The sequence below is a fragment of the Gandjariella thermophila genome (genome assembly GCF_005405885.1).
Taxonomy (GTDB): domain Bacteria; phylum Actinomycetota; class Actinomycetes; order Mycobacteriales; family Pseudonocardiaceae; genus Gandjariella; species Gandjariella thermophila.
This window is the reverse complement of sequence record NZ_BJFL01000014.1, coordinates 19,646-40,895: the sequence shown is the minus strand read 5'-3', so window position 1 is coordinate 40,895 and position 21,250 is coordinate 19,646. Positions and strand designations below refer to the sequence as shown.

Annotated in this window: 25 protein-coding genes; 18 read left to right on the top strand and 7 right to left on the bottom strand. The window is 72.5% G+C overall.

Going from position 1 to position 21,250, the window contains the following annotated elements; genetic code table 11:
- Positions 1–9: 9 nt before the first annotated feature.
- From FFT21_RS15075 to FFT21_RS30705, 4 genes are all read right to left on the bottom strand, one after another.
- Positions 10–711: a phosphoadenylyl-sulfate reductase gene (locus tag FFT21_RS15075; RefSeq protein WP_137814498.1), complete on the bottom strand. Its 702-nt coding sequence runs from the start codon at positions 709–711 to the stop codon at positions 10–12.
- On the bottom strand, positions 708–872 hold the full coding sequence (locus FFT21_RS15070) for an Insertion element protein (RefSeq protein ID WP_137814497.1): 165 nt from the start codon (positions 870–872) through the stop codon (positions 708–710). Before FFT21_RS15070 ends, FFT21_RS15075 begins: the two co-directional genes overlap by 4 nt.
- A complete protein-coding gene (locus FFT21_RS15065) occupies positions 869–2,557 on the bottom strand; it encodes a nitrite/sulfite reductase (protein WP_137814496.1) in 1,689 nt (562 codons plus the stop codon). The genes FFT21_RS15070 and FFT21_RS15065 overlap by 4 nt, the downstream gene beginning before the upstream one ends.
- A gap of 115 nt (positions 2,558–2,672) precedes the next feature.
- Positions 2,673–2,759, bottom strand: a complete 87-nt coding sequence (locus FFT21_RS30705) for a putative leader peptide (protein ID WP_371856808.1) — start codon at positions 2,757–2,759, stop codon at positions 2,673–2,675.
- A 424-nt stretch (positions 2,760–3,183) separates the two neighbouring features.
- Here FFT21_RS30705 and hemW point away from each other — a divergent pair, with 424 nt between their 5' ends.
- The 17 genes from hemW to FFT21_RS14980 all read left to right on the top strand — a co-directional run bounded on the left by hemW (position 3,184) and on the right by FFT21_RS14980 (position 18,469).
- Entirely contained in the window at positions 3,184–4,416 is a 1,233-nt protein-coding gene (gene hemW / locus FFT21_RS15060) for a radical SAM family heme chaperone HemW (RefSeq protein ID WP_137814495.1), read from the top strand.
- A 228-nt stretch (positions 4,417–4,644) separates the two neighbouring features.
- On the top strand, positions 4,645–5,667 hold the full coding sequence (gene hrcA / locus FFT21_RS15055; protein WP_137814494.1) for a heat-inducible transcriptional repressor HrcA: 1,023 nt from the start codon (positions 4,645–4,647) through the stop codon (positions 5,665–5,667).
- A 109-nt stretch (positions 5,668–5,776) separates the two neighbouring features.
- Positions 5,777–6,940 (top strand): molecular chaperone DnaJ, encoded by a 1,164-nt coding sequence (dnaJ, locus tag FFT21_RS15050; protein ID WP_137814493.1) that lies wholly within the window; start codon positions 5,777–5,779, stop codon positions 6,938–6,940.
- A gap of 5 nt (positions 6,941–6,945) precedes the next feature.
- Positions 6,946–7,707, top strand: coding sequence for a 16S rRNA (uracil(1498)-N(3))-methyltransferase (locus FFT21_RS15045; RefSeq protein WP_137814492.1), 762 nt, complete (start codon positions 6,946–6,948; stop codon positions 7,705–7,707).
- Positions 7,708–7,993: 286 nt separating this feature from the next.
- Positions 7,994–8,389, top strand: coding sequence for a histidine triad nucleotide-binding protein (locus tag FFT21_RS15040; protein WP_137814491.1), 396 nt, complete (start codon positions 7,994–7,996; stop codon positions 8,387–8,389).
- Positions 8,390–8,613: 224 nt separating this feature from the next.
- Positions 8,614–9,663 carry a PhoH family protein gene (locus FFT21_RS15035; RefSeq protein WP_225978430.1) on the top strand — a complete coding sequence of 350 codons (1,050 nt, stop codon included), beginning with the start codon at positions 8,614–8,616 and terminating at the stop codon, positions 9,661–9,663.
- Positions 9,664–9,742: 79 nt separating this feature from the next.
- Positions 9,743–10,336 (top strand): rRNA maturation RNase YbeY, encoded by a 594-nt coding sequence (ybeY, locus tag FFT21_RS15030; RefSeq protein ID WP_137814490.1) that lies wholly within the window; start codon positions 9,743–9,745, stop codon positions 10,334–10,336.
- Positions 10,337–10,375: 39 nt separating this feature from the next.
- Positions 10,376–11,764, top strand: coding sequence for a hemolysin family protein (locus FFT21_RS15025; protein WP_137814489.1), 1,389 nt, complete (start codon positions 10,376–10,378; stop codon positions 11,762–11,764).
- Positions 11,751–12,104 carry a cytidine deaminase-like protein gene (locus tag FFT21_RS15020; protein WP_137814488.1) on the top strand — a complete coding sequence of 118 codons (354 nt, stop codon included), beginning with the start codon at positions 11,751–11,753 and terminating at the stop codon, positions 12,102–12,104. The genes FFT21_RS15025 and FFT21_RS15020 overlap by 14 nt, the downstream gene beginning before the upstream one ends.
- 17 nt (positions 12,105–12,121) lie before the next feature.
- On the top strand, positions 12,122–13,030 hold the full coding sequence (gene era, locus FFT21_RS15015; RefSeq protein ID WP_137814487.1) for a GTPase Era: 909 nt from the start codon (positions 12,122–12,124) through the stop codon (positions 13,028–13,030).
- Between the two features lie 180 nt (positions 13,031–13,210).
- Complete coding sequence (locus tag FFT21_RS15010) at positions 13,211–14,008, top strand: RDD family protein (protein ID WP_137814486.1); 798 nt, start codon at positions 13,211–13,213, stop codon at positions 14,006–14,008.
- Positions 14,005–14,427, top strand: a complete 423-nt coding sequence (locus FFT21_RS15005; RefSeq protein ID WP_137814485.1) for a DUF2752 domain-containing protein — start codon at positions 14,005–14,007, stop codon at positions 14,425–14,427. Before FFT21_RS15010 ends, FFT21_RS15005 begins: the two co-directional genes overlap by 4 nt.
- Before the next feature lie 37 nt (positions 14,428–14,464).
- Positions 14,465–15,220: a DNA repair protein RecO gene (recO, locus tag FFT21_RS15000; RefSeq protein WP_137814484.1), complete on the top strand. Its 756-nt coding sequence runs from the start codon at positions 14,465–14,467 to the stop codon at positions 15,218–15,220.
- 74 nt (positions 15,221–15,294) lie between these two features.
- The gene (locus tag FFT21_RS14995; protein ID WP_137814483.1) at positions 15,295–16,164 is read left to right on the top strand and encodes an isoprenyl transferase; all 870 of its coding nucleotides are present in this window, start codon (positions 15,295–15,297) and stop codon (positions 16,162–16,164) included.
- Entirely contained in the window at positions 16,161–16,580 is a 420-nt protein-coding gene (locus FFT21_RS14990; RefSeq protein WP_137814482.1) for a YbjN domain-containing protein, read from the top strand. The genes FFT21_RS14995 and FFT21_RS14990 overlap by 4 nt, the downstream gene beginning before the upstream one ends.
- 100 nt (positions 16,581–16,680) lie before the next feature.
- Positions 16,681–17,679 carry a permease gene (locus tag FFT21_RS14985; protein WP_225978429.1) on the top strand — a complete coding sequence of 333 codons (999 nt, stop codon included), beginning with the start codon at positions 16,681–16,683 and terminating at the stop codon, positions 17,677–17,679.
- Positions 17,680–17,698: 19 nt separating this feature from the next.
- The gene (locus FFT21_RS14980) at positions 17,699–18,469 is read left to right on the top strand and encodes a TIGR03943 family putative permease subunit (protein ID WP_137814480.1); all 771 of its coding nucleotides are present in this window, start codon (positions 17,699–17,701) and stop codon (positions 18,467–18,469) included.
- Here the strand turns inward: FFT21_RS14980 and FFT21_RS14975 are convergent, their stop codons facing one another.
- From FFT21_RS14975 to FFT21_RS14965, 3 genes are all read right to left on the bottom strand, one after another.
- Entirely contained in the window at positions 18,470–18,889 is a 420-nt protein-coding gene (locus FFT21_RS14975; protein ID WP_137814479.1) for a Fur family transcriptional regulator, read from the bottom strand.
- A complete protein-coding gene (locus FFT21_RS14970; RefSeq protein WP_137814478.1) occupies positions 18,886–19,323 on the bottom strand; it encodes an ArsR/SmtB family transcription factor in 438 nt (145 codons plus the stop codon). Before FFT21_RS14970 ends, FFT21_RS14975 begins: the two co-directional genes overlap by 4 nt.
- 83 nt (positions 19,324–19,406) lie before the next feature.
- On the bottom strand, positions 19,407–19,748 hold the full coding sequence (locus tag FFT21_RS14965; protein ID WP_225978428.1) for a hypothetical protein: 342 nt from the start codon (positions 19,746–19,748) through the stop codon (positions 19,407–19,409).
- Between the two features lie 115 nt (positions 19,749–19,863).
- On the opposite strand from FFT21_RS14965, the gene FFT21_RS14960 reads away from it, so the two are divergent.
- Positions 19,864–21,249 carry a glycine--tRNA ligase gene (locus tag FFT21_RS14960; RefSeq protein WP_137814477.1) on the top strand — a complete coding sequence of 462 codons (1,386 nt, stop codon included), beginning with the start codon at positions 19,864–19,866 and terminating at the stop codon, positions 21,247–21,249.
- The last annotated feature ends 1 nt before the right edge of the window (position 21,250 follow it).

Genomic DNA, 21,250 nt, shown 5'->3' with positions numbered 1-21,250 from the left:
CCTCGAAGTTCACCCGTGCAGCCCGCACTCGGTCTTGGTCTTGCCGGCCCAGCGGCCGCTGCGCGGGTCCTGCCCCGGCAGCGGCTTGCTGGTGCACGGCGCGCAGCCGATGGACAGGTAGCCCTCGGAGACCAGCGGGTTCTCCAGCACGCCGTGCTCATCGATGTATCGGCGGAACTCCTCGTCACTCCATGGCGCGATCGGGTTCACCTTGACCAGACCGTTGCGCTCGTCCCACTGCACGATCGGGGTGTTCGCGCGGGTTGGCGCGTCCACCCGGCGCACGCCGGTGACCCAGCAGTCGTAGTTCGCCAGCGTGCGCCGCAGCGGCACCACCTTGCGCAGGAAGCAGCACCGGTCCGGCTCGGTCTGGTACAGCTTGCCGAACTCGGCCTCCTGGTCGGCCACGGACTGCTCGGCCTCGGCGTTGACGATGGTGATCTCCGGGTAGACGGTGGCCACCGCGTCCCGGGTGCCGATGGTCTCGGCGAAGTGGTAGCCGGTCTCCAGGAACAGCACGTCGACGTCCGGCCTGACCTTCGTGGCCAGGTCGATCAGCACGGCGTCCTGCATGTTCGACGCGACGATCCAGTTCTCGCCGAACGTGCGGGCGGTCCAGGCGAGCGCCTCCTCGGCGGTCGCCTCGGCCAGTTCCACCGAGGCCGCCTCGGCGATGGCCCGCAGCTCGTCGGTCCTGGTCGTGGTGGTCACTTCGACACCTCCGAATGCGCGGTGAGCGCGAGGCCCGCCAGCTTGACGGTGAACACCCGCCGGCACGCCGCGCACAACCACGCGCCGAGCGGCTCCGGCTGCGGGGTGAGGTCCTCCTCGCCGCAGTACGGGCAGTAGAACGGATCGGCTCGCTCGGTCATTTGAGATCACCCTCGTCGGCCCGGGCGACCCAGTGGGCGAAGCGCTCGCCCTCGGTGCGCTGCTCCAGGAACCGGCGGGCCAGCCGCTCGACGTAGTCCGGCAGCTCGTCGGCGGTGACCTTGAGGCCACGCACCTTGCGGCCGAAACCGGCGTCCGCGGCGAGGCCACCGCCCAGGTGCACCTGGAAGCCCTCGACCTGCTCGCCGGCGTCGTTGGTGACGATCTGGCCCTTCAGCCCGATGTCGGCGACCTGGGTGCGGGCGCAGGCGTTGGGGCAGCCGTTGAGGTTGACGGTGATCGGCCGGTCCAGCCGTGCCTGCACGTCGGCCAGCCGCTGCTCCAGCTCGGCGACCAGGTTCGCGGCCCGCGCCTTGGTCTCGACGATGGCGAGCTTGCAGAACTCGATGCCGGTGCAGGCCATCACGCCGCGCCGCCACGGCGATGGCTCCGCCGCGAGGCCCAGACCGGAGAGTTCGTGCACCAGGCTGGGCACGTCGGCCTCGTCCACGTCCAGCACGATCAGTCCCTGGTGGACGGTGGTGCGCAGGCGCTGGGAGCCGACCCGCTCGGCGGCCTTGGCGGCGGCGACCAGCGTCGCGCCGGACACCCGCCCGGCCACCGGTTTCACGCCGACGTAGAACTTGCCGTCGACCTGCGGGTGCACGCCGATGTGGTCGCGCTGCCCCTCCGGCGGGTTCGGCGCCGGACCGTCGATCAGCTTGCGGTGCAGGTACTCGTTCTCCAGCACCTCGCGGAACTTCTCCGCGCCCCAGTCGGTGACCAGGAACTTCAGCCGGGCACGGTGCCGCAGCCGCCGGTAGCCGTAGTCGCGGAACACGCGGGTGACCCCGGCCCAGACCTCGGCCACCTCGTCCAGCGGCACCCAGGCGCCGAGCCGGACGGCCAGCTTGGGGTTGGTGGAGAGACCCCCGCCGACCATCAGGTCGAAGCCGGGGCCGTGCTCCGGGTGCACCGCGCCGACGAACGAGACGTCGTTGATCTCGGGCTCGACGTCCCAGCGGGGCGAGCCGGAGATCGCCGTCTTGTACTTGCGGGGCAGGTTGGAGAACTCGGGGTCGCCGATGTAGCGCTTGGCGATCTCCCGGATGGCCGGGGTGCCGTCGATGATCTCGTCGGCGGCGATCCCGGCCAGCGGCGAGCCGAGCACGACGCGCGGGCAGTCGCCGCAGGCCTCGGTGGTGTACAGGCCGACGGCCTCCAGCCGCTGCCAGATCTCCGGCACGTCCTCGATGCGGATCCAGTGCAGCTGAACGTTCTGCCGGTCGGTGATGTCCGCGCTGTCCCGGGCGAAGGTCTGGGAGATCTCACCGATCACGCGGAGCTGTTCGGTGGTCAGGGCCCCGCCGTCGATGCGGACCCGCATCATGAAGTACGGGTCTTCGAGTTCCTCGGGCTCGAGGACGGCCGTACGCCCACCGTCGATACCGGGCCTACGCTGCGTGTACAGCCCGTACCAGCGGAACCGGCCGCGCAGGTCGGCGGGGTCGATCGAGTCGAAGCCCTGGTGCGCGTAGATGTTCTCGATGCGTGCGCGGACGTTGAGCGGGTTGTCGTCCTTCTTGCTCCGCTCGTTGGGGTTGAGCGGTTCGCGGTAGCCGAGCGCCCACTGCCCCTCGCCCCGACGCGCTCGGGTGCGCTGAGGGGCTTCGGTCGGGGGAACCATGCTGCGTCCTCCGTGGCATTCGGAGCGCTGGTGCGCGCCGCAGCAGGCCCCCGGCGGGGAGGGATTCCCAGCGGCGCGCCCGGCGCCGGCTGGTCATGACAGAAGCGGCGGCGGGCTAACCCATCCGCCGGCACATGGCGCTGGAGACGCGCCGGTAGTCAACGTGGCGGCGAGCCACGAGGCGCACTCCAGTCGCAGTCATGCCAGCAAGACTGCCAGGCGAACCCCCGGACGGTCCACCTCCATCCGGATGCTGGGACGCGCATCACGGATCCACCAGCCGGTCGAATCCGGGATGTACCAGAACGTGGGACAGGGCGTCCACACTATGTCGGTTACGGGCAGTCGCCCGCTGTATCGCTGCGGAATACTCGCCTGTCGGCCGCGACAGCCGGCCGCCAACGGCGTCCGCGACGTGGTGACGCGGCGGACACCCACGGAGGCGCGAGGCGGCCACGGCCCCGACAGCCTGTTCCGGAACTGGACTGACCTGCGATGACGAGTATGGGAACGCGCCATGGCGAAGCCCCGCGATCAGGCACGATCGGAGTGCCGGGTCCCGATCGCGCCCCGGCGACGCGATCGCGGTGCGCGTTCAGGAACGAGCACTGAGGGACACTGGGCACGTGGCGTCCGTCCTTCCCACTGGTGAGCCGGCCCCGGCCGACGGCTCCCTGCCACCGGAGGCCCTGCGCGGCCTCGGCTCCCGGCCGTTCGGCGTCTACGTGCACGTGCCGTTCTGCGCCACCCGCTGCGGGTACTGCGACTTCAACACCTACACGCCGGGCGAGTTGGGTTCCGCCGCCTCGCCCGCGTCCTGGCTGGACGGTCTGCGCGCCGAACTCGGCCTGGCCGCGCGGGTCCTCGGCCAGGCGCCGCCGGCCGACACCGTGTTCGTCGGCGGGGGAACGCCGTCGCTGCTCGGCGCCGGCGGGCTGGCCGACGTTCTCGACGCGGTCCGCGACGCCTTCGGCCTCGCCGGCGGCGCCGAGGTGACCACCGAGGCGAACCCGGAGTCCACCTCGCCGGAGTTCTTCGCCGGTATCCGCGCGGCCGGCTACACCCGCGTCTCGCTCGGCATGCAATCCGCCGCGCCGCACGTGCTGGCCACCCTGGACCGCCGGCACACCCCCGGACGGCCGGTCGCCGCCGCCGGCGAGGCGCGAGCGGCCGGGTTCGAGCACGTCAACCTGGACCTCATCTACGGAACCCCCGGCGAGACCGACGACGACCTGCGCGCCTCGCTGGACGCCGCCCTGAACGCCGGCGTGGACCACGTCTCGGCGTACTCCCTCATCGTCGAGGACGGCACCGCGCTGGCCAGGCGCGTCGCCCGCGGGGAACTGCCGGCGCCCGACGACGACGTGCTGGCCGACCGGTACGAGATCATCGACACCACCCTCACCGCCGCCGGCCTGACCTGGTACGAGGTGTCGAACTGGGCGGCCTCGCCCGGCGCGCGCTGCCGGCACAACCTGGGTTACTGGCTCGGCGCGGACTGGTGGGGCGCCGGACCGGGCGCACACAGCCATGTCGGCGGCGTGCGCTGGTGGAACCTCAAGCACCCGGCCCGCTACGCGGCCACGCTCGCCGAGGGACGCTCGCCCGCCGCCGCCCGGGAGGTGCTCTCCGCCGACGACCGGCGGCTGGAGCGGGTGCTGCTCGAGCTCCGGCTGGCCGACGGCCTCCCGGTGGAGGTGCTGGACGCCGGCGGCCGGCGCGAGGCGCGCACCGCCGCGGCCGAGGGGCTGCTCGACCCGGTGGCCCTGGGTTCGACGAACGGCGCGCCCGGTCGCTGCGTGCTCACCGCGCGTGGCCGCCTGCTCGCCGACGCGGTGGTTCGCCGGCTCGTTGGCTGACCGCGCCGCCGGCGTCCCCGGTGTCCCACGGGCGGGCCGCCGCCGGATGATCGCCCGATCGAGAACCGGCCGAACGCCGGCGATCATCTGTGCTGCCGCATCCGCGCGCCCTGGCTGTGGCGAACGTCCTGATCGGCAGCGCTGGCGTCCGCTGAGAGGTTCGTTTCTTCGTAAACTTATGGTGAGGCTCGTGCCACGGGCCGACACTGGAGAGGGAGGTGACGTGCCGTGAACGCGGATGAGCGCCGGCTCGAGGTGCTCAGGGCGATCGTCGCCGACTATGTGTCGAACCACGAGCCGGTCGGTTCCAAGACGCTCGTCGAGCGGCACAACCTCGGCGTTTCGAGCGCCACCGTGCGAAACGACATGGCCTCTCTGGAGGAGGAGGGCTACATCACCCAGCCGCACACCAGTGCCGGCCGGGTGCCCACCGACAAGGGTTACCGGTTGTTCGTTGACCGGCTGAGCGAACTGAAGCCGCTGTCCCCGGCGGAGCGGCGGGCGATCAAGACGTTCCTGGAGGGCGCGCTCGACCTGGACGACGTGCTGCGCCGCAGCGTTCGACTGCTGGCCCAGCTCACCAGGCAGGTCGCGGTCGTGCAGTACCCGACGCTGACCCGCTCCACCGTTCGGCACGTCGAGGTGGTCACCATCACGCCGGCCCGGCTGATGCTGGTGCTGATCACCAACACCGGCCGGGTGGACCAGCGCGTGCTCGACCTCGGCGACGTGGTGACCGACGAGACGGTCAGCCAGATCCGGCACGTGCTGAACTCCGCGCTGAGCGGGGAGCGGCTGCCGGACGCGTCGGTGAAGGTCGCCGAGCTGCCCGACCAGGCTCCGCCGGAGCTGCGCGAGCCGATGACCAGGATCAGTACCGCGCTGATCGAGTCGCTGGTCGAGCATCCCGAGGAGCGCCTGGTGCTCGGCGGCACCGCGAACCTGACCCGCAACTTCGCCGACTTCCCCGGCTCGCTACGGCAGGTGCTGGAGGCGCTGGAGGAGCAGGTCGTCGTGCTGAAGCTGCTCGCCGCGGTGCACAGTCCTGGCACTATTACGGTGAAGATCGGGGGAGAGAACGAGGCCGAGGAGATGCGCAGCACGTCGGTCGTGTCCATCGGATACGGCAGCGACGGGACGTTGCTCGGTGGCATGGGCGTGGTGGGGCCGACGCGGATGGACTATCCGGGGACCATGGCAGCCGTCCGCGCCGTCGCCACCTACGTTGGGGAGATCCTGGCCGGACGCTGAACGTCCGGCCAGCACGCGGCCGGGCGGCCCCGCCCGGTTGTGACGCTGACACGGCTGATACGGCAGACCGCAGGCAACCCGGTGCGCCGCGGCAGGAGGACTGGAGACGGTGGCCACGGACTACTACGGCACCCTCGGGGTGAGCCCGGACGCGACGCCGGAGGACATCAAGCGGGCGTACCGCAAGCTCGCCCGCAAACTGCATCCGGACGTCAACCCGGACCCCGAAGCCCAGCAGCGGTTCCGCGAGGTCACGCTCGCCTACGAGGTGCTCTCCGACCCGGACAAGCGGCACATGGTCGACCGCGGTATCGACCCGATGCAGACCGCCGGCGGCGGCTCCGGCGGCATGGGCGACGCGTTCGCCGGTTTCGGTCTGGGCGACATCATGGACGCCTTCTTCGGTGCGGCCACCGGTGGCGCCACCCGCCGCGGTCCGCGCAGCCGGGTGCAGCCGGGTTCGGACGCGCTGATCCGCATGCAGCTCACCCTCGAGGAGTGCTACAGCGGCACCACCCGGGAGCTCACCGTGGACACCGCGGTGCTCTGCGACCGTTGCCACGGCTCCGGCTGCGAGAAGGGCACCTCGCCGCAGACCTGCGACACCTGCGGTGGCCAGGGTGAGGTCCAGTCGGTGCAGCGGTCCTTCCTGGGCCAGGTGGTGATGGCCCGGCCGTGCCCGGTGTGCCGGGGCCTCGGCGAGGTCATCCCCAACCCGTGCCAGCAGTGCGGCGGCGACGGCCGGGTCCGCGCCCGGCGCACGATCACGGTCAAGCTGCCGCCCGGCGTCACCGACGGCATGCGGGTCCGGCACTCCGGCCAGGGCGAGGTCGGCCCGGGCGGTGGCCCGGCCGGCGACCTCTACGTCGAGGTCGAGGAACTGCCGCACGAGGTCTTCCACCGGGAGGGCGCGGACCTGCACTGCACCGTGCGGATCCCGATGACCGCGGCCGCGCTGGGCACCGTGGTGCCGCTGCGCACCCTGGACGGCACCGAGGAGCTGACCATCGAGCCGGGCACCCAGCCGGGCAGCGAACTGGTGCTCTCCGGCCGCGGGCTGCCCCGGCTGCGGTCCTCCGGGCGGGTGGACGGCCACGGCGACCTGCACGTGCACCTGGACGTCATGGTGCCCACCAAGCTGGACGTCAAGCAGGCCGAGCTGCTCCGCCAGTTGGCCGCCCTGCGCGGCGAGGAGGAGCCCGAGGTGGCCACCAACGGCCGCACCGGCGGTGGGCTGTTCTCCCGGCTGCGCGGCGCCGGCCGCGGCAGGTAACCGCGGTGGTCACCGGGCTGCCGGTCTTCCTCGTCGAGGACCTGCCCGGGACGGGCTCCGCGGTCCTGGGCGGCGACGAGGCCCGGCACGCCGTGGTGCGCCGCATCCGGCCGGGCGAGGAACTGGTCCTCTCCGACGGCCGCGGCGGCATGGCCCGGTGCGCGGTGACCCGCGCCGACCGGGACGCGCTGCGGCTGGACGTGCGGCGGCACTGGCGGGAGCCGGCGCCCGAGCCCCGCGTCGTGCTGGCGCAGGCGCTGGTCAAGGGAGACCGGGGCGAGCTGGCCGTGGAGTTGGCCACCGAGGCCGGCGTGGACGCCGTGCTGCCCTGGCGCGCGGCCCGCTGCGTGGCCCGCTGGGACGACGGGCCGCGCGGCGCCAAGGCGCTGGCCCGCTGGCGGAGCACCGCAAGGGAGGCGGCCAAGCAGGCCCGGCGGGCGTGGCTGCCGGCGGTGGAAGAGCCGGTCGGCACGGCGGTGCTGGCCGAGCGGGTCGCCGCGGCGGCCGGCGCGCTGGTGCTGCACGAGGCCGCGACCGAACCGCTGACCTCGGTGGACCTGCCCGAGCGCGGTGACCTGCTGCTCGTCGTGGGACCGGAGGGCGGCATCACTGACGAGGAGGTGGCGACGCTGACCGCGGCCGGTGCGCGGGCGGTGCGGCTGGGGCCGACCGTGCTCCGCGCGTCCACCGCGGCCGCGGTCGCGCTGGGTGCGCTCGGCGTGCTCACCCGACGGTGGGTGACCGCCGGCCCGGCAAGCGCCCGGTAGGTGTTTTCGTAAGCGTTTTCGCCGTGGTCCAGGCCACCTGCCCGATCTGCTGATCCAATTGAGGGACCTATGGCCAAGGCCGCCGCCGAAGAGCTACGCTCTGTGCCCGACGGGTCGCGAACCCGTCGGGGGCGCGGCATCGCGCGGCGCTCCCGGGGAGCGGCCATCGAGACCCCGCCGGACACCTCCCCCCTCGGTCCGGCGGCGCTGCGCCGCGGTGGGATGACCCCCAGATCCCACCGCGGCGCAGCCACCTTCCTTCCGGCTCGCGTACTAGCCTGCCCCCATGAGCACCGTGGACACGGTCGACGCCGACTGCCTCTTCTGCAAGATTGTCGCCGGTGAGGTGCCGGCCACCGTCGTGCACCGCGACGACACCACCGTGGCGTTCCGCGACATCAAGCCGCAGGCGCCCACCCACGTGCTGATCGTGCCGACGGCACACATCCCGGACGTGGCCACCCTGGCGGCGGCCGACCCGGAACTGCTGGCCGATCTGTTCACCACGGCCGCGGAGGTGGCCAAAGCGGAGGGCATCGCCGAAGGCGGCTACCGGACGCTGTTCAACACCGGCAGGGACGCCGGCCAGACGGTCTTCCACGCCCACCTGCACCTGCTCGGCGGCACCTGGCTGGGTGCGCTGGCCGGCGGGTCCCCCGGGGACGCCGGATCGGCCGGGTGACGGCCGGCTCACGCCGCGCGTCCGGGGAGGTCATCTCCGGTGCGCGGGGTCGTAGTCGGCGACTAGCATCGGTGTTGTCCCATCAGTCAGTTGAGCTAGCGCACAGGCGCAGGAAGTAGGCCCGAGGGCACGTGGCCGGTACCGCATCGGGTGGAGCGGCCCGATCCGCAGCCGCGCGGTCGGAGCACGACACCGTAACCACCCCAACCGGAGACAAGAACGGATTGTCACAGCCAGGCCAGGACGAGGCCGTCGAGGCCCAGTTCCGGTTCTCCGTCCCCGACTGGGCCATGCTGGCGCTGCTGGGCTCGCGGGACGAGAACCTCCGGGCCGCCGAGGACATGCTCGTCGCGGACGTGCACGTCCGCGGCAACGAGGTGACCCTCACCGGCAGCGCGGCCGACGTCGCGTTCGCGGAGCGCGTGTTCACCGAGTTGGTCACCCTCGCCAAGCGGGGTCAGCACGTCGGCCCGGACGCCGTGCGGCGCACGGTGTCGATGCTGGCGATGGGCGCCGCCGAGTCGCCGGCCGAGGTGCTCAGCCTGGACATCCTGTCCCGGCGGGGCCGTACCATCCGGCCCAAGACGCTGAACCAGAAGCGGTACGTCGACGCCATCGACGAGCACACCGTGGTGTTCGGCATCGGCCCGGCTGGTACCGGCAAGACCTACCTGGCGATGGCCAAGGCGGTGCAGGCGCTGCAGGCCAAGCAGGTGAACCGGATCATCCTCACCCGGCCGGCGGTGGAGGCCGGGGAGCGGCTGGGCTACCTGCCCGGCACGCTGTACGAGAAGATCGACCCGTACCTGCGGCCGCTGTACGACGCGCTGCACGACATGATCGACCCGGAGTCGATTCCCCGGCTCACCCAGGCCGGCACCATTGAGGTGGCGCCGCTGGCGTACATGCGCGGCCGCACCCTCAACGACGCGTTCATCATCCTGGATGAGGCGCAGAACACCACGCTGGAGCAGATGAAGATGTTCCTGACCCGGCTGGGGTTCGGCTCCAAGATCGTGGTCACCGGCGACATCACGCAGGTCGACCTGCCGGGTGGGCAGGCGTCCGGGCTCCGCGTGGTCCGGGAGATCCTCGCGGACGTCGACGACGTCCAGTTCGTCAACCTGACCAGCCACGACGTCGTCCGGCACAAGCTGGTCGGGGACATTGTGGACGCCTACGCCCGGTGGGACGCCGAACGCGACACCGGGGACGGCCGGGTGGACCGTCCCCGGGCCGCGCGCGAGCGCGGGGACCGCCGGGAGGCTCCCTGATGCGCGCGCCGGGCCGCGGCGGCCAACTCGTCCACGGAGCGCCCTCCGGCCGCCTGCGCAGAGTCGCGGAGAAGGCACTGTGAGTATTGAGATCGCCAACGAGTCGGGTCTGGCGGTCGACGAGAAGTCGATCGTGTCGGCGGCCCGGTTCGCGCTGGACCGGCTGGGCGTGAGCCCGCTCGCCGAGCTGTCCGTGCTGCTGGTCGACCTGGACGTGATGGCCGACCTGCACGAGCGGTGGATGGACCTGGCCGGCCCCACCGACGTGATGGCCTTTCCCATGGACGAGCTGGACTCGGCGCGCCGGCCGGACGCCGCCGGGCTGGGCCCGGCCCTGCTCGGCGACATCGTGCTGTGCCCGGAGTTCGCCCGGGAGCAGGCCCGCAAGGCCGGGCACAAGCTGCTGGACGAGCTGCACCTCCTCACCGTGCACGGGGTGCTGCACCTGCTCGGCTACGACCATGCGGAGCCCGCCGAGGAACGGGAGATGTTCACCCTGCAGAACCGGATCCTCAGCGACTACCGGGAGGCCAGGCGCGAGGCGGAACGCCGCGCGGCGCAGCGCACCGCGGACGCGCGGCTGCTCGGCACCGTCGGCCTGGGCGAGCCGGGCGCGGGCGGCGATCAGGGGCAGGGCGGCCCGCCGGGCGGGTCCGCCGGCGCCCCGCAGTAGGGACATGCACCCCAGGGAGCACGCACCGAGGCGGCCGTGGTGCCCGTGAGCCCCGGCCTGGTGATCGTCGCGGTCCTTCTGGTGCTGGCCGCCGGCGCGCTGGCCGGGGCCGAGGCGGCGCTCGGCGAGGTGTCCCGCGCGCGGGTCGACGCGCTGCACCGGGACGGCCGGATGGGCGCCCATCAGCTCGTGCTGCTGCTCGACGAGCGGCCCCGGCACATCAATCTCCTGCTGCTGCTCCGGCTGGCCTGCGAGCTGGCGGCGACCGTGCTGGTCACCGTGATGTTCCTGGGCGCGGTACGGCCGGGCTGGCTGGCCGTGCTGCTCGCGGTGCTCGCCATGCTCGTGGTGTGCTACGTCTTCGTCGGCGTGGGGCCGAGGACCGTCGGCCGGCAGCACCCGTACGCGGTGAGCCTGCTGGCCGCCGGCCCGGTGCGGGTGCTGGGTCGCGTGCTGGGGCCGCTGAGCCGGCTGCTGATCGTGGTCGGCAACCTGATCACCCCGGGCCGCGGTTTCCCCGAGGGTCCGTTCTCCACCGAGGTCGAGCTGCGCGAGATGGTGGACATGGCGCAGCAGCGCGGGGTGGTCGCCGCCGGCGAGTGGGAGATGATCCACTCGGTTTTCGACCTGGGCGACACCATCGCCCGCGAGGTGATGGTGCCGCGCACCGAGATCGTGTGGATCGAGCAGGGCAAATCCGTCCGGCAGGCGCTCGCGCTGTCGCTGCGCACCGGGTTCTCCCGGATCCCGGTGATCGGGGAAAGCGTCGACGAGATCGTCGGCGTGGTCAACCTCAAGGACCTGGTCCGGGTGGCGGTCGAGTTCGGCAACCTGGAGGAGCTGCGCGACCAGGGGCCCACCGTGGGCACGCTGATGCGGCCGGCCAGCTTCGTGCCCGACTCCAAGCGGCTGGATGAGTTGCTCAAGGAGATGCAGATCTCCCGCAACCACCTGGCCATCGTGGTGGACGAGTACGGGGGCACCGCCGGCCTGCTGACCATCGAGGACATCCTCGAGGAGATCGTCGGCGAGATCACCGACGAGTACGACCTGGAGGAGCGGCCGCCGGTGGAGCGGCTTCCGGACGGCTCGGTGCGGGTCACCTCCCGGCTGCCGGTGGAGGACCTCGGCGCGCTGTTCGAGCTGGACCTGGAGAACCACGACGTGGAAACGGTCGGCGGGCTGCTCGCGCAGCGGCTCGGCCGGGTGCCGCTACCCGGCTCCGAGGCGGAGATCGCCGGGTTGCGGCTGCGCGCCGAGGGTGGCAAGGACCGGCGGGGCCGCATGCGGATCACCACGGTCGTGGTACGCAGAACCACCGAACGCCCCGCCGAGGACGCGGCCACACTTCAGCGGCGATCCAACGGCAACCGGGGCAACAACGATCGGGACAGGCGAGAGAGGAGCGGCGAGCGTGGCCGAGGTTGAGCGGGGCGCGGAGCTGGACCCGGAGGACGCGAAGATCGTCACCCTGGCACGGTCCGCGCGGGCCCGGACCGGCGCGGCCGAGGGCGCGGCGGTCCGGGACACGGACGGGCGCACCTACGTCGCCGCCACCGTGGCGCTGCCCTCGCTGCGGCTGTCCGCGCTGCAGGCCGCGGTCGCCGCCGCGGTGTCCAGCGGCGCGCCCGGCCTGGAGGCGGCCGCGGTGGTCACCGAGGCCGACAAGGTGGACCCCGACTCGCTGGCCGCCGTGCACGACCTCACCGCGTCGGCCCCGGTGTTCCGCGCCGGCCCGGACGGCACCGTGCGGGAGGCTGTCCGCTGAGCCGGCACAATGGGCCGATGACCAGCTCCGCCGACGGCTTCCGGTCTGGGTTCGCCTGCTTCGTCGGCCGGCCGAACGCCGGCAAGTCGACGCTGACCAACGCGTTGGTCGGCTCGAAGGTGGCGATCACCTCCAGCAAGCCGCAGACCACCCGGCACGCCATCCGCGGCATCGTGCACCGGCCGGACGCGCAGCTGGTCATCGTGGACACACCCGGCCTGCACCGGCCGCGCACCCTGCTCGGCCAGCGGCTGAACGACCTGGTGCACGCCACCTGGGCGGAGGTCGACGTGATCGGCTTCTGCGTGCCGGCTGACCAGAAGATCGGCCCCGGCGACCGGTTCATCGCCGCCGAGCTGGCCAAGCTGGGCCGGCGCACCCCGGTGGTCGGCGTGGTGACCAAGGCCGACCTGGTGCCCCGGGACCGGGTGGCCGAGCAGTTGCTGGCGCTGCAGAAGCTGATGGACTTCGCCGAGCTGGTGCCGGTGTCCGCGGTGGACGGCTTCCAGGTCGACGTGGTCGCCGACCTGCTGGTGGCGCGGCTGCCGGCGGGGCCGCCGCTGTACCCGGAGGGGGAGCTGACCGACGAGCCGGAGGCCACCCTGGTCGCCGAGCTGATCCGGGAGGCCGCGCTGGAGGGCGTCGAGGACGAGCTGCCGCACTCGATCGCGGTGACCGTCGAGGACATGCTGCCCCGCGAGGGCCGCGACGACCTGCTGGACGTGCACGCCCTGCTCTACGTGGAGCGGCCCAGCCAGAAGGCCATCGTCATCGGCCACCGCGGCCAGCGGCTGAAGGAGGTCGGCTCCACGGCGCGCCGCCACATCGAGGCGCTGCTCGGCACCAGGGTGTACCTGGACCTGCACGTCAAGGTCGCCAAGGACTGGCAGCGCGACGCCAAACAGCTCCGCCGCCTGGGTTTCTGACCCGTGGGTGAGCTTCCCCACGAGCTCCGTAGCAGCCGGATCACGGTCGGATCGCGAGTTGCCCGTTTCGGACCCTTCACGGTGATCCCGTAGGTACAGTTTCGCTCCGCTCGTCCACCGGATGACCGGACGAGCCAACGGCCGCTGTGTACCTTTCGACCTCTCGTGGGGGGCACCTTCGTGACGAATCCCTCTGACCAGCCCGGTTTCTACGGCCAGCAACCCGGCCAGGGCACGCCGCCGGGCGGCTTCGGCCAGCCGGCGCCCGGAACTCCGCCCGGCGGGTACGACCACCCGCCGTACCCGCAGGCCGGCTACCCGCAACAGCCGGGTTACCCAGCCCAGCCGGGCTATCCGGGCCAGCCCGGCTACGGTCAGCCGGGGCAGCCCGGATATGGCCAGCAGCCTGGTTACCCGGCGCCGCCTGCGGGGTTGCAGTACCGCGCCGGTGGCATCTACACGGAGATCCCGAACCTCGGTACGGTGCCGATCGCCTCGATGGGCAACCGGTTCCTCGCCCGGTTGCTCGACGGGCTGATCGTCGGCGTGGTGGCGTGGCTGGTCTCGCAGCTGGTCGGCGGACTGTTTGCGGTGGGCATCGCGGCGAAGGCCGACCAGATCCAGCGGACCGGCGCGCCGCCGACCGAACTGCTTCCCCAGATCTTCGGGGCGATCTTCATGTCGATCATCGCCGCACTCGTCGTCACGGCAGCCTACGAAGTCACCATGATCGCCCTGACCGGCGCCACGGTGGGCAAGCTGGCCGCCGGAGTGAAGGTCGTCAGCGAGTCGACCGGCCAGGTCCCCGGGTGGGGTTCCGCGTTCGCCCGGTGGGGCACGATGAGCGGACCGTCGATCGTGCCCTGCCTGGGCTGGATCGTGACGTTCATCGTCGAAATCTCGCCGTTCTTCGACGAGCAGCGGCGGCAGGGCTGGCACGACCGGGCCGCGCACACCGTGGTGATCTCCACGCGATGAGCGTGGCCGGCACGGCGGTCCGGGGGTGGCGCTCGCTGCGCGTCACCCCCGCGCTGCTCGGCTTCGCCCTCGGCACGGGGCTCGCACTGGGCACCGGGCTGCTGCCGGTTCCGTGCTGGTTCCGGATGCTCACCGGGCTGGACTGCCCGTTCTGCGGCGGCAGCCGGGCCATCGGCGCCCTGCTGCACGCCGATCTGCCGGCGGCGCTACGGTTCAACGCGTTCGCCGTGCTGGTGATGCTGCCGTTCATCGGCGCGCTGCTGGTCGCCACCGCCCGCTGGGAGGCCGGTCGCGCCGCGCGGGTGTGGCCAGCCGGCCGGACCGGTCGGATCGCCGCGGCCGCTCTGGTCGCGGCGACCATCGCCTGGTGGGTGCTGCGCGACCTGCCGTTCCCGCCGTTCGCCGCGCTGCGGGTGTGACGCGCCGGTTGTCGGTGCGAGGTGGGACGATGAGGCGGTGAGCCTGTACCGCGACACCGGGGTTGTGCTGCGGGTGCAGAAGCTCGGCGAGGCCGACCGGATCATCACGCTGCTCACCCGCCGGCACGGCAAGGTGCGTGCGGTGGCCAAGGGAGTGCGCCGGACCACGTCCCGCTTCGGCGCCCGACTGGAGCCGTTCGGCCACGTGGACGTGCAGTTCTACACCGGGCGCACGCTGGACATCATCACCCAGGTGCAGACGGTGGACGCGTTCGGCGTCGGGCTGGTGGACGACTACCCGCGCTACACCGCGGCCTGCGCGGTGCTGGAGACGGCCGACCGGCTGGTCCCGGAGGAGGGCGAGCCGGCGCTGCGGCTGTACCTGCTGCTCGCCGGGGCGCTGCGGGCGCTGTCCGGCGGCGAGCGGGACGCCGGTCTGGTGCTGGACGCGTTCCTGCTGCGGGCCATGGCCTACGCGGGCTGGGCACCGGCGGTGACCGAGTGCGCGCGCTGCGGCGCTCCCGGCCCGCACCGGGCGTTCAGCGTGCCGGCCGGCGGCTCGGTGTGCCCGCGCTGCCGGCCGGCGGGCGCGGCGTCCCCGGCCACCGAGACGCTGCGGCTGATGGACGCCCTGGTGCACGGTGACTGGGCGGTCGCCGAGGCCAGCGGCGACCGTGCGCGCCGGGAGTGCAGCGGGCTGGTCGCCGCCCACCTGCAGTGGCACATGGAGCGGCAACTCCGGTCGCTGCCGCTGGTGGACCGGCAGGGCCGGGTCGAGGAGCAGACCACCTGACCGAGTGCCGACCGGGCGTGCGGCAGGATGGGCCGGGTCAGTCACACGGGTGCACCGAGGAGGAACCGACGACGATGCTGCGCAGGCAGCGGCAGCGGCGGGGCGGCGGCGAGCGCACGGCCATCCGGCCGCCCGACCCGCACCCCTCCGGCGCGCGACCCCCGGCCATCCCGCCCGAGTTCGTGCCCAACCACGTGGCCATCGTGATGGACGGCAACGGCCGGTGGGCGAACCAGCGCGGGCTGCCGCGCATCGAGGGGCACAAGCGCGGCGAGGCGGTCGTGCTCGAGGTGGCCAAGGGCTGCATCGAGATCGGTGTGAAGTGGCTGTCGCTGTACGCGTTCTCCACGGAGAACTGGAAACGCAGCCCGGACGAGGTGCGCTTCCTGATGAACTTCAACCGGGACGTGATCCACCGCCGGCGGGACGAGCTGAACGAGATGGGGGTGCGGATCCGCTGGGCGGGTCGGCGGCCCAGGCTGTGGCGCAGCGTGGTCAACGAGTTGAGCATCGCCGAGGACTACACCCGGCACAACGACGTGCTGAACCTGACCATGTGCGTCAACTACGGCGGCCGCGCCGAGATCGCCGACGCGGCCAAGGAGATCGCCCGGCTCGCCGCGGCGGGGAAGATCAACCCCGAGCGGGTGGACGAGCGCACCGTGGCCCGGCACTTCTACCGGCCGGAGATCCCCGACGTGGACCTGTTCATCCGGCCCTCCGGCGAGCAGCGCACGTCGAACTTCATGGTGTGGCAGGCCGCATACGCGGAACTGGTCTTCCAGGACATCCTGTGGCCCGACTTCGACCGCCGGGACCTGTGGCAGGCCTGCGAGATCTACGCCCGCCGGGACCGCAGGTTCGGCGGCGCCATCGACCGGGCCACCGAGCGGTCCTCGGACGGGGCCGCCGAGCGTGCCGACACGGCTGGAGGAACCCCATGACGCAAGAGGCCGCGCGGACGGCGACCCTGCTCACCCTGGCGCGCGAGGCGCTGGAACGCTTCGTCGACGTGCACGTCGACGACGACGGCGCGCTCACCTTCCGGCATGGTGAGGTGCCGTGCGCGGTGCAGGCCATGCAGCTCGCCGAGGGGCTGATCGTGCTGAGCCTCACCTGCGTGGTGGCCTGGGACCTGCCGGACGACCCGAAGCTGGCCGCCTCGGCGGCGGAACGCGCCGGGCAGGGCCTGTTCGGCACGCTCGGCGTGGTGCACTCCGAGGACGGGATGGACGTCACCCTGCGCTACGCGTTCCCTGCCGACGGGTTGGACAGCACCGCGCTGGGCACGCTGCTCATGCTGGTGGTGTCCAACGCCTCCCAGCTCCGCACCGAACTCCTCGAGGGCGTCGGCGGCTGACGAAAAGGTCGGTGGTACGCATCGCCCGATGCGGCGGCCGGCGGGGACCCGCCGCCGGAGTGCCGGCGGGCTGGCCGCCCGTACTGGCACCATCGATGCCGTGACCACCGCGACGCGGGCCCAACCGAGCCGGGTGCGGCGGCGGATCACCTCGCTGGAGGTGCTCTGCGCGCTGCTGGTGCTCGCTCTGGCCCTGCAGGGCTGGCTGAACCGGGTGCTCGACGTTCCCGCGCTGCGCACCGGGTCGACGGTGTTCGTCGCGGTATGCGTGCAGGCCATGCCGTTCCTGGTGCTCGGCGTGCTGGTCAGCGGGGCGATCGCGGCGTTCATGCCGGCCGCGGTGCTGCGCAGGGTGTTACCGCGGCGCACGGCGCTGGCGGTACCGGTGGCCGGCGCCGCCGGGGTGGCGCTGCCCGGCTGCGAGTGCGCCTCGGTGCCGGTGGCCCGCCGGCTGATGCAGCAGGGCGTGCCGCCCGCGGTGGCCGTCGCGTTCCTGCTGGCGGCGCCCGCGGTGAACCCGATCGTGCTGGTCGCCACGGCGGTGGCGTTCCCGGGGCGGCCGGAGATGGTGCTCGCCCGGTTCGTCGGGTCGCTGGCCACCGCGGTGGTCACCGGCTGGCTGTGGGCCCGGCTGGGCCGGCCGGAGTGGATCGCCGAGCGGGCGCTGCGCCGGCTGCCGGCCACCGAGGGCGGGTCCCGCTGGGCGGTGTTCGCCGAGACGGCCCGGCACGACCTGGTCGAGTCGGGCGGCTACCTGGTGATCGGCGGGCTGACCGCGGCCGTGCTGAACGTGCTCGTGCCGTCCGGTTGGCTGGCCGCGGTGGGCGGCCAGGCGGCGCTGGGCGTGCTCGTCATGGCGTTGCTGGCGGTGGTGCTCGCGCTGTGCAGCGAGGCCGACGCGTTCGTCGCCGCCTCGCTGGGCGCGCTGCCGCTGCTGCCCCGGCTGGTGTTCCTGGTGGTCGGTCCGGCGGTGGACGTCAAGTTGATCGCCCTGCACGCCGGCACCTTCGGCCGGTCGTTCGCGGTGCGATTCGCGCCGCTGGTGTTCGTCGTGGCGGTGGGCTGCGCGCTCGCCGCCGGCCTGGTTTTCCTGTCCTGACGGTCCACGGGGAGGTGCGGTGCGGCGGGAGACGCAGAACATCGTGCTGGTGCTGCTCGGCGGCGCGCTGCTGAAGATCGCGGTCAACGGCACCTACCTGCGCTACGTCAAGCCGGCGCTGCAGCCGTGGCTGATCGCGGCGGGCACGGTGATGCTGGTGCTCGCCGCGGTGGCAATCGGCCGGGACATCCGCACCGCCCGCCGCGCCGGCGGGGCCGTTCCGGCGGAAGCCGGCCACGGGCACCACGACCACGGTGTACACGGCGGGAATGCGCACCTCGGCCGGCCGCCGCGCAGCCCGTGGCTGCTCCTGCTGCCGGTGATGGCGATCTTCCTGGTCAGCCCGCCCGCGCTGGGGGCGGACACGGTGAACCGTGCGGCGCCTCGCCCGCCGGCCGCCGGCGACCCGGCCAAGTCCACCGCGTTCCCGCCGCTACCGGCCGGCGACGTCGTCCCGATGAAGATCACCGACTTCGTCACCCGCAGCGCGTGGGACGGCACGAACGCGCTGGACAACCGGGCCGTGCGGCTCACCGGCTTCGTGGTGCGCGACCCGGCGGGCGCCGCCTACCTGGCCCGCCTGGTGATCACCTGCTGCGCGGCGGACGCCTGGCCGGTCAAGGCGCGGCTGGCCGGGGTGGACACCGCCGTGCTGCGCAACGACGAGTGGGTGGACGTGGTCGGCACCCTGGTGCCCGGCTCGGCCACCCAGGGCAACCAGTACGTGCCCACGCTGACCGCGACCGACGTGCACCCGGTGCCGGCTCCGGCCGACCCGTACGAGTACTAGCTACTCCGGGCCGCAGTCGGCGCACCGGCCGAAGATCTCCAGCGTGTGGCTGACCTCGGAGAACCCGTGCTCCGCTGCGACCTTGTCGGCCCAGCGCTCCACCGCGGGACCCTCCACCTCCACCGTCTTGCCGCAGCCACGGCAGACCAGGTGATGGTGGTGGTGGCTGGAGCAGCGGCGGTAGATGGCCTCGCCGGAGGAGGTGCGCAGCACGTCCACCTCGCCGGCGTCGGACAGCGACTGCAACGTCCGGTACACGGTGGTCAGCCCGATGCCCTCGCCCCGCCGGCGCAGCTCCTCGTGCAGCTCCTGGGCGGAGCGGAAGTCGTCGATCTGGTCGAGCAGCCGGGACACGGCGGCGCGCTGCCGGGTGGCCCGTACCCCGGGCACCGCGGCAGTACGGCGCTCGCTGGTGGTCACGTTCCCTCCGTCCGGTCGACTCGGTCTGCGGTCGCGGCCTGGGCCCGGTGCGTCGCCGAACCACCCTCCTCGGCGTGCGTCACGGCGTCCAGCACGATATGCGCCAGGTGCTCGTCCACCAGCCGGTAGAACACCTCCCGGCCGTGCCGCTCGCCGTACACCACGCCGGCCGCCTTCAACACTCGCAGATGCTGGCTGATCAGGGGCTGCGCCACGGCGAGGGCGTCCACCAGGTCGTGGACACACCGCTCACCCTCGCGCAGTTGCAGCACGATGGCGATGCGCACCGGCGCGGCGAGCGCGCGGAGCAGATCACCGGCGGCGGTCAGCGTGCGGGGCGAGCGCGCCGGGGCGGGTTTCGCCGTGGGCCGGCCCGGCGGGTGAACCTGCTCATCGTGGCCCGGCGGCGCGGCGTCGGGGTTCACGATGCGCATCGTCCTCTCCAGCACCTCCGCTGCGCGGGCAGCGCGACCGAGTCGTTCCCCCCCATCCTAGGCGTTCGCGCCCTCGCCCCGGGTCAGCGCAGCAGCGAGGCGGCGACCACGAGCAGGACGAGCAGGACGAACACCCTGGCCACCCGCTGGGCGGGGCTGAGCAGTCGCCAGGTGGTGACGAGCATGCCCGAAAGACCGAGGGCGAGCACGCCGAGCAGGCCGGCGCCCACCGGCCCCCGCAGCCACACTCCCAGGCCGAACAGCACCAGCACGGCGAGGAACGCGGCGACGGGAGGAACCCGCGCCAGCGGCCCGTGCCCGGGCAGCAGCGGGGTGCGCCGGAACGGCCTGCGAGCCACGCCGCCTCCCTCCTCCAGGCCAGCCAGGACGCTGCCGGCCTCGACGTACCATCCTCGCACCCGCACGTCACCCCACCGGGGGGTATGCCGGGAAGAGCGAATCCCCTCGTCCGGGGGTGACGAGGGCGACCGGTTAGGCTTGACAGCCTCCCACACCGTGCACTAGTCCTCTGGAGCTTCTGTGCCCGCCGATCGCATCGAGACCGTTGTCAACCTGTGCAAGCGCCGCGGCTTCGTGTTCCCCTGCGGAGAGATCTATGGCGGTACCAGGTCGGCCTGGGACTACGGTCCGCTCGGTGTCGAGTTGAAGGACAACATCAAGCGGCAGTGGTGGAAGTCCGTGGTGCAGGGCCGCGAGGACGTCGTCGGCATCGACTCGTCGGTGATCCTGCCGCGCGAGGTGTGGGTGGCCTCCGGCCACGTGGACGCCTTCGTCGACCCCCTGGTCGAGTGTGTGTCCTGCCACAAGCGGTTCCGCGCCGACCAGCTTGTCGAGGAGTACGCCGAGCGTTCCGGCAAGGAGGTCGCCGAGGGTGACCTGGGCCCGGTGCCGTGTCCGAACTGCGGCACCCGCGGCCAGTACACCGAGCCGAAGATGTTCAACGGGCTGCTGCGCACCCATCTCGGGCCGGTCGAGTCCGACGAGGGTCTGCACTACCTGCGGCCGGAGACCGCGCAGGGCATCTTCACCAACTTCGTCAACGTGCTCACCACCGCGCGGAAGAAGCCGCCGTTCGGTATCGGCCAGATCGGCAAGTCGTTCCGCAACGAGATCACCCCGGGGAACTTCATCTTCCGCACCCGCGAGTTCGAGCAGATGGAGATGGAGTACTTCGTCGTGCCGGGCACCGACGAGGAATGGCACCAGTACTGGATCGACGAGCGGCTGGCCTGGTACACCGACCTGGGCATCAACCGGGACAACCTGCGGCTGTACGAGCACCCCAAGGAGAAGCTGTCGCACTACTCGAAGCGGACCGTGGACATCGAGTACCGGTTCCACTTCGGCGGCCAGGAATGGGGTGAGCTGGAGGGCATCGCCAACCGCACCGACTTCGACCTCACCACGCACAGCGAGCACTCCGGCGCCGACCTCAGCTACTTCGACCAGAACACCGGCGAGCGGTACCGGCCCTACGTGATCGAGCCGGCCGCCGGCGTGGGCCGGCCGATGATGGCGTTCCTGCTGGACGCCTACGCCGAGGACGAGGCACCCAACTCCAAGGGCGGGGTGGACAAGCGCACCGTGCTGCGGCTGGACCGCCGGCTGGCCCCGGTGAAGGCGGCGGTACTGCCGCTGTCCCGCAACGCCGACCTGTCGCCGAAGGCCCGCGACCTGGCCGCCGCGCTGCGCAGGCACTGGAACGTCGAGTTCGACGACGCGGGCGCGATCGGCCGCCGGTACCGCCGCCAGGACGAGATCGGCACCCCGTTCTGCGTCACCGTCGACTTCGAGTCGCTGTCCGACCAGGCGGTGACCGTGCGGGAGCGGGACAGCATGACCCAGGAGCGGGTGGCCATGGACAAGCTGGAGGAGTACCTGGCCGGCCGCCTGCTCGGCTGCTGAG

Excerpts from the sequence above, each read along its gene's own strand:
- FFT21_RS30705 (WP_371856808.1), bottom strand. The coding sequence starts at position 2,759 with ATGACTGCGACTGGAGTGCGCCTCGTGGCTCGCCGCCACGTTGACTAC.
- FFT21_RS15040 (WP_137814491.1), top strand. The coding sequence starts at position 7,994 with ATGAGCACCGTGGACACGGTCGACGCCGACTGCCTCTTCTGCAAGATT.
- era (WP_137814487.1), top strand. The coding sequence starts at position 12,122 with ATGACCAGCTCCGCCGACGGCTTCCGGTCTGGGTTCGCCTGCTTCGTC.
- FFT21_RS15070 (WP_137814497.1), bottom strand. The coding sequence starts at position 872 with ATGACCGAGCGAGCCGATCCGTTCTACTGCCCGTACTGCGGCGAGGAG.
- FFT21_RS15065 (WP_137814496.1), bottom strand. The coding sequence starts at position 2,557 with ATGGTTCCCCCGACCGAAGCCCCTCAGCGCACCCGAGCGCGTCGGGGC.
- FFT21_RS14990 (WP_137814482.1), top strand. The coding sequence starts at position 16,161 with ATGACGCAAGAGGCCGCGCGGACGGCGACCCTGCTCACCCTGGCGCGC.
- FFT21_RS15005 (WP_137814485.1), top strand. The coding sequence starts at position 14,005 with ATGAGCGTGGCCGGCACGGCGGTCCGGGGGTGGCGCTCGCTGCGCGTC.
- FFT21_RS14995 (WP_137814483.1), top strand. The coding sequence starts at position 15,295 with ATGCTGCGCAGGCAGCGGCAGCGGCGGGGCGGCGGCGAGCGCACGGCC.
- FFT21_RS14970 (WP_137814478.1), bottom strand. The coding sequence starts at position 19,323 with ATGCGCATCGTGAACCCCGACGCCGCGCCGCCGGGCCACGATGAGCAG.